General features: G+C 71.1%; 7 protein-coding genes and 1 pseudogene. 3 read left to right on the top strand and 5 right to left on the bottom strand.

Annotated elements, in window-relative coordinates; genetic code table 11:
* Positions 1-337: 337 nt before the first annotated feature.
* Positions 338-1,339, top strand: a complete 1,002-nt coding sequence (locus SACSA_RS0102870; RefSeq protein ID WP_019813334.1) for a mechanosensitive ion channel family protein — start codon at positions 338-340, stop codon at positions 1,337-1,339.
* 30 nt (positions 1,340-1,369) lie between these two features.
* Positions 1,370-1,771 (top strand): globin, encoded by a 402-nt coding sequence (locus SACSA_RS0102865; protein ID WP_019813333.1) that lies wholly within the window; start codon positions 1,370-1,372, stop codon positions 1,769-1,771.
* A gap of 124 nt (positions 1,772-1,895) precedes the next feature.
* Here SACSA_RS0102865 and SACSA_RS0102860 read toward each other — a convergent pair whose 3' ends face one another.
* Positions 1,896-3,299: an LVIVD repeat-containing protein gene (locus SACSA_RS0102860; RefSeq protein ID WP_019813332.1), complete on the bottom strand. Its 1,404-nt coding sequence runs from the start codon at positions 3,297-3,299 to the stop codon at positions 1,896-1,898.
* Between the two features lie 153 nt (positions 3,300-3,452).
* Between SACSA_RS0102860 and SACSA_RS0102855 the strand changes: the two genes are divergently transcribed.
* Complete coding sequence (locus SACSA_RS0102855; RefSeq protein ID WP_028661471.1) at positions 3,453-4,109, top strand: DUF305 domain-containing protein; 657 nt, start codon at positions 3,453-3,455, stop codon at positions 4,107-4,109.
* An 84-nt stretch (positions 4,110-4,193) separates the two neighbouring features.
* Here the strand turns inward: SACSA_RS0102855 and SACSA_RS0102850 are convergent, their stop codons facing one another.
* The 4 genes and pseudogenes from SACSA_RS0102850 to SACSA_RS25620 form a co-directional block, all read right to left on the bottom strand.
* Positions 4,194-4,835: a hypothetical protein gene (locus SACSA_RS0102850; RefSeq protein WP_019813330.1), complete on the bottom strand. Its 642-nt coding sequence runs from the start codon at positions 4,833-4,835 to the stop codon at positions 4,194-4,196.
* Entirely contained in the window at positions 4,832-5,263 is a 432-nt protein-coding gene (locus SACSA_RS0102845; RefSeq protein WP_019813328.1) for an acyl-CoA thioesterase, read from the bottom strand. The genes SACSA_RS0102850 and SACSA_RS0102845 overlap by 4 nt, the downstream gene beginning before the upstream one ends.
* Positions 5,264-5,279: 16 nt before the next feature.
* Positions 5,280-10,223 carry an NAD-glutamate dehydrogenase gene (locus SACSA_RS0102840; protein WP_028661470.1) on the bottom strand — a complete coding sequence of 1,648 codons (4,944 nt, stop codon included), beginning with the start codon at positions 10,221-10,223 and terminating at the stop codon, positions 5,280-5,282.
* 133 nt (positions 10,224-10,356) lie between these two features.
* Positions 10,357-10,906 (bottom strand): annotated as a pseudogene (locus SACSA_RS25620) (hypothetical protein); the annotation flags it as partial.

The raw sequence follows: 10,906 nt of genomic DNA, 5'->3' as shown, positions 1-10,906 counted from the left end.
CGCCGGTGGCCCGGTCGGCGTGGGTCCGCTGGCACCCGGACTCGCGCCCACAGGCGGCGCGCACAGCATCACCTCCGGCGTCGTCCCGGCGTGCTGCCGGGCGCGGACGCCGTGGGGGCCGGGTTGTCGGTCAGGCACTCGACCACCTCCACGGTGCAGCCCTGGTCGACACAAGTCGACCACACTCGGCACCGAGAATGCACGTGCGTTCTGCCACCCGTCCGGTCCGAGTACCGTTGCGCCCGGACCGGACAGGGCCTGCGCGGGCCCGCTCTCGCGCCGTACAGGCCGTTTCCCGGAACCGACGTGCGTGTCCGTCAGGAAGGAGTGCCCCGGAGTGGAAGAGTTGCTGGCCGATCCGCCCGCGTGCATCGAGGAGGCGGGGACCTGGTGCCACCAGGTCTGGCGCGCGACGGGGAACGAATGGCTCGCCGCCTCGGCGGACTGGCTGGTGGCCAAGCCCCTGCGCATCCTGCTGATCGTCCTCGGTGCCGTGCTCGTCCGCCTGGTCGTCCGCAAACTGATCGACCGGCTGACTCGCACCGACGAGTCCGGCGGCAACGGCAAGGTTCCGGCGATGCTGCGACCGCTCCGTGAGCAGGCCAGCGAGGTGCTGGGCCCGGTGGTGCTGGAACGACGCCGCCAGCGCGCGCGCACGATCGGCTCGGTACTGAAGTCGGTGACCAGCTTCGTGGTGTTCGGCCTCGCGTTCGTCCTGGTACTGGGCGAGCTGGGGATCAACCTGGCACCGATTCTGGCCTCGGCCGGTATCGTCGGCGTTGCCGTCGGGTTCGGCGCGCAGAACCTCGTGCGCGACTTCCTGTCCGGCATCTTCATGATGCTGGAGGACCAGTACGGCGTCGGCGACGTGGTCGACGTCGGTGAGGCCGTCGGCACCATCGAGACAGTGGGGCTGCGGATCACCACGTTGCGGGACCTCAACGGCACCGTCTGGTACGTCCGCAACGGCGAGGTGCTCCGCGTCGGCAACTTCAGCCAGGGTTACGCGGTCGCGCTGGTGGACATTCCCGTCGGCTACAACACCGACGTGACCAAGGCCACAGAGCTGTTGCAGCAGGTCGCCGAGGAGGCCGCCGCCAAGCAGCCGATCGCGCCGGACGTCATGGAACCGCCCGAGGTGCTCGGCGTGGAGAACGTGACCGCGGAGGGCATCCAGCTCCGCGTGACCATGAAGGTCCGCCCGGGCAGGCAGTGGGCGGTCCAGCGGTCCCTGCGAGCCGAGATCATGCGGGCACTGGAGCGCGCGGGCTTCGAGCCGCCGCTGGGCCGGTTCTTCCCCACCGGAAACTCCCGCGACGGCGGGACCGGCACCGCCTGACGACCCCGGCAGAATGGAGGCGTGGCAGACGTGAGCAATGCGCAGGAATCCTCGGGAGCCGAGACGCTCTACGACGCGGTGGGGGGCGAGCAGACCTTCCGCACGCTCGTCGCGCGCTTCTACGCCGAGGTGGCCGACGACGAGGTGCTGCGCCCGCTGTACCCGGAGGCCGACCTCGGCCCGGCCGAGGAACGTCTGCGGCTGTTCCTGATGCAGTACTGGGGCGGCCCGCACACCTACTCCGACCAGCGCGGGCACCCGCGCCTGCGCATGCGGCACGGGCCGTTCAAGATCGGGCCCCGCGAGCGGGACGCCTGGCTGCGCGCCATGCGCGTCGCCGTCGACGAGTCCGGCATCGCCGAGCCCTACTGCGGCCAGCTCTGGCAGTACCTGGAGATGGCGGCGCACTCCTTGATGAACAGCTGGGACTGAACTCCGCCCGGACGGCCGGCAGGGCCGCCCCGGCACCCGCGCACCGCGCGAGGGACCGGGGCGGCCCTGCCGTCTTACCCGACCCGGACGGTCCGGCGCCATTGCGGTACCGGACCGGCGTGGGTCACCGTCCGTAGGACGGCTGGGTCTGGGCGTTGAACTCGTCGAAGCGCACCGACTTCGCCGGGGCCGTCCTCGGGTCCCGGATCGTCAGCACGTCCAGGCCCTTCTGGATGTCGGACGAGTAGATGTGGCCGTTGTAGTAGTAGGCCGACCACGGACCGCCCGTGATCATGTTCTCGTCCGAGAGCGGGCCGCGCTCCCAGTAGCCGATCTCGGTCGGGTTGTCGGAGTCGGTGAAGTCCCACACCGACACACCACCCTGGTACCAGGCCTGGACCATGATGTCGCGGCCCTCGACCGGGATCAGCGAGCCGTTGTGCGCCACGCAGTTCTCGGTGTCGGCCTGGTGCCTCGGGATCTTGTAGTAGCTACGGAACTCCAGCGACCGCGCGTCTCCGCTTCCGCTGAGGTCGTAGATGCCGTTGGCGCCGCGCTGCGGGCCCACCTCCGCGTTGCAAGTGGCCATGCCGCCGCCACCGAGCTCGTCGGTGAACACGACCTTGCTGCCGTCGTTGTTGAACGTCGCGCTGTGCCAGAAGGCGAAGTTGACGTTGTCCTGCACGCGGTCGATGACCCGGGGATGCATCCGGTCGCTGATGTCGAGCAGCACGCCGTCACCCATGCACGCGCCCGCCATCAGGTCCTTCTCCGGGTACGCCGTGAGGTCGTGGCACCCGGTGGTCTGGCGCGTGTACCCGTTGCCGGGGTTGCCGCCGTCGGGGAACAGCACCGGCTCCGAGACCAGCTCGGCCTGCTCGGGCGCGTCCACCGGCACCTCGACGAGCGAGAGCTTGTCGTGCGGGGGCTGGCAGTTCGGCAGTTCCGGCGCGGGCGAGTAGGACGACACGTACAGCAGCACCGAGTCGCGTTCCGGCGCGGGCACCATCGTGTGGGTGTGCGACCCGCAGTCGGTGCGCACCGACGCCACGTACTCGGGGGCAGACAGGTCGCTGATGTCGAAGACCTTGATGCCTTCCCAGGACTCCGCGTCCGATGCGGGGGCCGATTCGGACGTGCACGAGTCGTTGGTGCGCGCGTAGTCGGTGGACAGGAACAGCAGGTCTCCGGAGACGGAGACGTCGTTCTGGCCGCCGGGGCAGAGCACCTGGCTGACGATGCGGGGCTTGTGCGGCTTGCGCACGTCATAGACGACGAAGCCGTCGTAGTTGCCGACGATCGCGTGCCCCTCGGTGAAGGCGATGTCGGTTCCGTAGGCGCTCTGGGTGTCGAACGGCGCCTGTTTGGGGATGTTCGCGAGCTGGCTCACGTTCGGGCTGTGCACGACCTCGTCGACGTCCGGGACGTCGCTCTGCGCCACGGCCGCGGGGGAGGCCACCCCCGCGAGCGCCAGCGCCGTCGCTCCGGCGAGGACCGTGCCGAACCGTCCACGTCTGCGTGTGTTCACTGCGACGCACTCCTTCCACCGCTGGTTCGGCGAGCAGCCGCGTTATTGTCGCCGTCGACAACTACCGGGCGATAGCGACGAACGGTGGGTTTTTCGCATCGAAATCCGGGCATGCCTTGACGCGCCCGCCCGGACGGCTGTTCGCTGACACGCATGCGAGGTGCGCTGGTAGTGGGTGCGGGCGTCATGATCGCCGTCGCGACGGGCCTGGCCGGATGCAGTTCGGAACCGGAGGCCGACGTGGAGTCGCCCGGCGTGATCGTGCCAGGGGGGCCGGGCGAGCGGGCGAGCGTGGTCGACGAGGGCCAGGCGTCCCAGCACCGGCGGGCGCCGCGCGTGACCGGAGCCGACGTCGACTACATGCGCATGATGATCCCGCACCACGAGCAGGCCGTGGTCATGACCGAGCTGGTGCCCGACCGCACCGACACCGAACGGGTCCGGTCGCTGGCCGAGCGCATCGACGTCACCCAGGCCGGCGAGGTCGAGGCCATGGAGGCCTGGCTCGACCGCCACGCCGACGCCGTCGACGGGAACGACGGCCACGGCGGCCACGGCGACGAAGGCGGGCACGAGCTCATGCCCGGCATGGCCACGCCCGAGCAACTCGATCAGCTGCGGTCGGCCCAGGGTGACGAGTTCGACCGCCTGTTCCTCGAACTCATGATCACCCACCACGAGGGTGCGCTGACGATGGCCGAGGACTACCTGCCGCAGGGCGTCGAGCCGACCGCCCTGCACATGGCACAGGAAGTGATCACCACCCAGACGTCCGAGATCGAGCACATGCGGAACATGCTCGACGGCTGAGCGACGCCGCACCGCCCGCGCGGGACAACCTCGTACCGGACATCTCGGGGGCGCGGCGACCTCGTGGGCGGTGCCGGAGTGCGGTCAGAACAGCAGCGGCAGCAGGGCGTGCCTGCGGCGCAACACCGCCCCGTAGCGGGCGTCGAGCCGCAGCCACGCGTCGGTGGCCGAGACCCGCACCACGTCCTCGGGCACGGACGAGTCCACGAAGCCCATGCCGGACAGCGCGAACAGGCACCGCATGGGCACCGTGACCTCCAGCTCGTCACCCGTGACCGTGAGCACGGTCTGGTCCATCAGCGACGCCGGAGGCGTGCCCTGCGGGCCGACGTTCTCCCGGGCCAGCGCCACTCCCCGGTCGGCGAGGTCGGCCACGACGTGCACGGGGAGCTGGTCCACGGCCCGCCACGTCGCCGCCGTGGCGGGCGGCAGTTCGGAGCGCCACAGCAGGTCGCGGGAGGGCCCGGGGTCCATCTCCTCGCCCGGGGTCACGGTGAGCGCGGCGAGCAGCTCCGAGCCCGACACGCTCACGTCGGCCGGGCTCACCGCGCCGTGCACGGCCCGGGTGACGAGCACGTCGAACGGCGTGGCCACCCACGCCTCCAGCACCCCGGAGGCCCGGGTCCGCAGGCGCACCACGGCCTGCCCGTCCAACCGGACCGCCCGCGCCACGAACGCGCCCAGGCTCTCCCGGTCGGTGGCCTCGGGAATCCGCAGCTCGGTCACGCCGTCCCTCCACTCGGGATGTGCTCGGCCAAGAACGCCCGTTCCGCCGAGGTGAGCCTACGCGGGCTTGCCGCGTTCACATCGTAGGGAGCCAGTACCGTCGTCGCGGTCGCGGCCACGGGGGCCTGTTCGGACGGTCCCGCGCGCAGTCGGTAGTCGAGTGTGAACGAGGCGTAACGCAGTTCGGCCAGCGTCATCTCGACGCGGACCTCCGATCCGTCCACCACGATCGGACGGCGGTAGTCCACGGCGAGCCGCACCACCACCATGCCGCGGGCGAACTCACCGAGACCGACTCCCGCCGCGTCGTCGAACAGCAGCGGCACCCGGGCCTCCTCCAGCAGCGTGACCAGCCGCGCGTGGTTCACGTGCCCGAAGGCGTCCATGTCGGACCAGCGCGGCCGCACCAGCGCCACGTACTCCCCCATCACCGATCACCCACGCTCAGCGCACCGTCCCCCGGATCTGCCGCGCCGCCACGGACAACGTCGCGAGATCGTGCCTGCCCGAGCGCTCGATCTCGTCGAGCGTGCTCCGCGCCCGCGCCAGGCGGGACGAGTTGGTGTGCTCCCACTGCGCGATCTTGTCGTCCACGCTGTCCTCCGGGTCGCTGTGCCGCAGCGCGTCGAGCGTGATCGCCCTCAGCGACGAGTAGAGGTCGTCGCGCAGGGCAAGCCGTGCCAGCGCGTGCCACCGGTTGCCCCGCTCCAGCGCGTTGACCGAGGTCAGCATCCGGTCCATGCCGAGGTGGTCGGACAGCGCGAAGTACAACTCGGCCGTCTCGACCGGGCTGCGCTCGGCGGTGAGACCGACCTCCTGCTCGGCCAGCTCGGCGACCTCGACGATGTCGAGCAGCGAGTAGCCGGTCAGCAGCAGCGACACCCGGCGGGCCAGGTCCTCCGGCACCCCCTGGGCGGTCAGCGTGCCGATCTCCCGGGCCACCGCCTCGGCCTGGGCCCCGCGCAGCAGGCCACTCAGAGTCGGTACCAGTGCGGAGACCGCGCCGACGAACCGGCTGATCTCCGCGCCCACCGCGAGTGGCTGCGGCCGGTTGGTGAGGAACCACCGGGCGGCCCGGTCGAGCAGGCGCCGGGTCTCCAGGATCATCGCGTCGGTGGTGTCAGTGGGCACGGCGTTGTCCAGTGCCGCGATGTCCTGCCACAGCACCGGCAGTTCGTAGACGCCGGTGACCACCGCGAACGCGCGCACCGCATCGGTGGCCGTGGCGTTGAGTTCCTCGGCGAGCCGGAACGCGTACGACACGCCCGCGCCGTCGACCACCTCGTTCACCAGCAGGGTCGTGGTGATCTGCCTGCGCAGCGGGTGGTCGCCGATCTCCTGGGCGAACTCGCGCCGCAGCGGGGCCGGGAAGTACTCCGGCAACCGCCGCGCGAACACGTCGGCGTCGGGCAGGTCACCGGCGAGCAGCTCATCGTTGAGGTCCAGCTTGACGTGCGCGAGCAGCGTCGCCAGCTCCGGCGAGGTCAGCCCCTGCTCGGCGTGTTCGAGCTCGGCGAACGCGGCCTCACTCGGCAGTGCCTCCAGCTCGCGGTCGAGCGCGCCCTTGGCCTCCAGCTCCGCGATCTGCCGCCGGTGGACCGACAGCATGGGGGCGGCGTGCGCCCTGCTGACGCCGAGCACCATGTTCTGCCGGTAGTTGTCGGCCAGCACCAGGTCGCCGACCTCGTCGGTCATCCGCTCCAGCAGCGCGTCCCGCTCGTCGCAGCTCAGCCGCCCCGCCGTGACGAGCTGGTCGAGCAGGATCTTGATGTTGACCTCGTGGTCGGAGCAGTCGACGCCGGCCGAGTTGTCCAGCGCGTCGGTGTTGATCTTTCCGCCGCCGCGGGCGAACTCGATCCGGCCGCGCTGGGTCAGCCCCAGGTTGCCCCCCTCGCCGACGACACGCGCCCGCAGCTCGCCACCGTTGACGCGCACCGCGTCGTTGGTCTTGTCGCCCGCGTCGGCGTGGCTTTCGTCGCCCGCCTTGACGTAGGTACCGATTCCGCCGTTCCACAGCAGATCGACCGGCGCGAGCAGGATCGCGCGGATCAGCTCGGCGGGCGAGGCCGAGGTCACCTCGTCCGGCAGCCCCAGCGCGCGCCGCACCTGCGGGGTCACCGGCACGCTCTTGGCACTGCGCGGGTGGATGCCACCGCCCTCGCTGATCACCGAGCGGTCGTAGTCGTCCCAGGACGAGCGGGGCAGTGCGAACAGCCGCCTGCGCTCGGCGTAGGACGCCGAGGGGTCGGGATCGGGGTCGAGGAAGATGTGCAGGTGGTTGAACGCGGCCACGAGGCGGATGTGCTCGGAGAGCAGCATCCCGTTGCCGAACACGTCGCCCGCCATGTCGCCGATCCCGACGACGGTGAACTCCTCGCGCTGGGTGTCGACGCCGAGTTCGCGGAAGTGGCGCTTGACGCTCTCCCACGCCCCACGGGCGGTGATGCCCATCTCCTTGTGGTCGTAGCCCTTCGACCCGCCGGAGGCGAAGGCGTCGCCGAGCCAGAACCCGTAGCCCGCCGCCACCTCGTTCGCCAGGTCGGAGAACGTCGCCGTGCCCTTGTCGGCGGCGACCACGAGGTAGTTGTCGTCGCCGTCGTGGCGCACCACGTCGGGCGGCGGCACGGTGACGCCGTCCACGAGGTTGTCGGTCAGATCCAGCAGCCCGGAGATGAACATGCGGTAGCAGGCCACGCCCTCGCGCTGGTGCTGCTCCCGGTCGATGCCCGGGTCGCCGGTCGCCGCGGGCGGCTGCTTGACCACGAAACCACCCTTGGCCCCGACCGGCACGATCACGGCGTTCTTCACCGCCTGCGCCTTGACCAGCCCGAGGATCTCGGTGCGGAAGTCCTCCCGCCGGTCCGACCAGCGCAACCCGCCCCGGGCGACCGCGCCGAACCGCAGGTGCACGCCCTCCACGCGCGGGGAGCAGACGAAGATCTCGTAGGCGGGGCGGGGTTCCGGCAGGTCCGGGACCTGCTGCGGATCGAGCTTGAACGCCAGATACGGACGCGGCTGCCCGTCGGCGTCGGCGACCCAGTGGTTGGTCCGCAGGGTCGCCACGATCACCGAGAGCAGCCTGCGCAGGATGCGGTCGGTGTCCAGGCTCGTCACCGCGTCGATCCTGGAGTTGATCTCGGCGATCCGGCTGTCGACGTGCTCGTCGCGGTGGCCGTCGTCGCGGCGGGGGTCGAACCGGGCCTCGAACAGGCCCACCAGCTCGGTGGCGATGTCGGTGTGGGTCAGCACCGCGCTCTCGATGTAGGCCTGCGAGTACGGGGTGCCCGCCTGCCGCAGGTAGCGCGAATACGCGCGCAACACCGCCACCTGCCGCCACGTCAGGCCCGCGCGCAGCACGAGGGCGTTGAACCCGTCGCTTTCGGCCTGACCGTGCCACACGGCGGCGAACGCGTCCTGGAACCGCTCGCGCAGGTCCCCCTCCGCGTGCTCGCCGAGCTCGGCCAGCACCCTGGGTTCGATACGCAGCCCGAAGTCGTAGATCCAGCACTGGACACCGTCGGCGGTCGAGACCTCGTAGGGGCGCTGGTCGACCACCTCGACGCCCATGTGCTGCAACATCGGCAGCAACGCCGACAGCGTGACCCCCTCACGCAGGTAAAGCTTGAAACGGCGCTGCCCTGCCGCCGCGTCGTCGGGCAGGTAGAACGACATCCGCAGGTCGTCCGGACCGCTCAGCGTTTCGAGAGCGCGCAGGTCCGCCAGCGCCGTCTCGGCGGGGAAGTCCTCCTTGTAGGCCTCCGGGAACGCCGAGGCGAACCGCTGGCCCTGCTCACTGGCCGACTCCTCCCCGGCCAGCGTCACCGCCTTGCCGTTTCCCGCTCGTCCCCTGCGCTCGGCGAGGATCGCCTCGACCATCGAGTCGTCCCAGGTGCGCACCGCCTCGTTGAGCCGCTCCTGGATGCGCAGCGTGTCCGGCTCGGTCGTGCCGTCCGGGTCGGTGTGCACGGTGAAGTGGACCTGCGCCAGCAACGTCTCGCCGAGCCGCGTGCTGTACTCCAGGTGCGTACCGTCCAGCTCCTCGAGCAGCACCTCCTGCATGGCCAGCCGCGAGCGGGTGGTGTAGCGGTCACGCGGCAGGAACACCAGGCACGAGTAGAACCGCCCGTACGGATCGGTGCGCAGGAACAGGCGCAACCGCCTCCGGTCGGCCAGGGTGATCGCGCCGGTGGCGGTGGCGTAGAGCGAGTCGGAATCGGCCGAGAGCAGATCGGCCAGCGGCCAGTTCTGCAACACCTCCAGCATCCGCTGGCCCGAGTACGACTCCAGCGGGAATCCCGCCCTGTGGATGACCTCGCGCGCCCTGCGGTTGATCACCGGGATGTCCAGGACGTCCTCGTGCAGCGCCGACGAGGTGAACATGCCGAGGAAACGGTGCTCACCGGTGACCCGGCCGGAGTCGTCGAACGTCTTCACGCCCACGTAATAGGGGTGGATCGGACGGTGCACAGTGGACTGCGCGCTGGCGTGGGTCAGCACGAGCAGCGTGGGCGAGAGCACGCGGGAGGCGGTGTCGGGTCCCCTGGTCAGACTGCGCGCGGCCAGGCTGTCCTGCCGCAGCACCCCGAGCCCTGAGGCCAGCACTGCGCGCAGGGCCGGTTCGCCCGCCTCCGGGTCCGGCACCACCTCGTAGTGCCGGTATCCCAGGAACGTGAAGTGCCCCGCCGCGAGCCAGCGCAGCAGCGCGGCGCCGTCGGTGATCTGCTCCGCGTCGACGGGCGGTGGCGTCCGCTCGAGGCCGTCGGCCACGGACCGGGCCGCCTCGGTCATCTTGTCGGTGTCCTCGACGACCTCGCGCACGTCGCTGAGCACGGAGAACAGCCTGTTCTCCAGTTCGCGGGCCCGGGTGGGGTCACCGATCGGGTCGATCTCCAGGTACATGAAGGACTCGGCCGTCGCGTTCGGCGGCGGGTCGGCCACGTCGGCCTTCGGGTGCACCTCGAGCAGGGCGCCGGTCACGTCCCTGCTGACCACGACGATGGGGTGCAGGATGCGCTGGACCTGCACCCCGCCGCGCGACAGCTCGGCGGCGACCGAATCCACCAGGTACGGCATGTCGTCGGTGACGATCTGGATGACCGTCGCCTCGCGCGTCCAGCCGTCGTCGGCCGCGCTCGGATTGAACAGGCGCACGACCGGCCGTCCGGGGACGCGCTGGCGCGCCAGTTCGAGATGCGCCCGGACGGCGCCCACGAGTTCACCGGGCTCGTCACCGATGATCTCCTCGGCGGGCACGAGCCGGTAGTACAACCGGATCAGGTCGGCGAGATCGTCGGCCCGCGCGGCCGCGGCCTCGACCAGCTCGTCCCGGATCTGCTCGGGACTGCGCGGCGTGCCCGCCCCCTCGGTGCCGTGCTCGCTCCTGCCGATTCCTCCCGCCGTGGTCCCGGCCGGGCTCCTGTCAGACAACGCCACTCTCCACTGTCCTGGCTTGACCCCACTGTCGTGCCGCTGTCGCTACTGTGCCACGACGGTGGGCCCCGCCGGGCGGCGGCAGGCGGACTCACCCCTCGCCGCGATGTCTGCCGTTGACGCGGGAACGGTTCCCGGAGTCGTCATCCATACCGAGCTGCTTCACCAGGGCCGAGGCGCTGGAGGTCCCGGCCTGGTGCTCGGCGAGCGCCCGCGCGAGCAGATCGGCAAGGCCCGCGTCCTCGGGCGGGTCCTCCGGGACCGCGCCCGGAGCTTGCCCGCCGCCCGTGGAAGCGGGGTCGCCGTGGCGGCCCGGCCGCTCGTCACCGGAGCCGGGCGGTTCGGACGAGAAGCGCGGCGGCGGGGCCACATCCGACGGCACGGCCGACAGCGTCGCCGTCGTGGCGGCGTCTCCGTCGAAGGTCTCGTCCCACCGAGGGTCCTCTCCCTCGCCACCGGATTCGGCGGACAGCGACTCCAGCGGCGCCAGCGACGGCGGCAGCTTCAGGCGGGGCAGGAAATCGTGTCCCAGCCCGTCGGAGGAGGGGTCGGGCGAGCGCCGCTGCTCGGGTGTGCCGGAGCGCGACGAGCGCGGCTGCCACCCGTCCGCTTCGCCGGAGCCATCGCCGAACGGGGCGTTC

It is taken from the genome of Saccharomonospora saliphila YIM 90502 (assembly GCF_000383795.1).
GTDB classification, from domain to species: Bacteria; Actinomycetota; Actinomycetes; order Mycobacteriales; family Pseudonocardiaceae; genus Saccharomonospora; species Saccharomonospora saliphila.
Note: the sequence above shows the minus strand (reverse complement) of the source record. Positions and strands in the feature narration are given on the sequence as shown.

Bases quoted from the DNA above. Each gene is read 5' to 3' on its own strand.
- SACSA_RS0102855 (WP_028661471.1), top strand. From the start codon at position 3,453: ATGCGAGGTGCGCTGGTAGTGGGTGCGGGCGTCATGATCGCCGTCGCG.
- SACSA_RS0102845 (WP_019813328.1), bottom strand. From the start codon at position 5,263: ATGGGGGAGTACGTGGCGCTGGTGCGGCCGCGCTGGTCCGACATGGAC.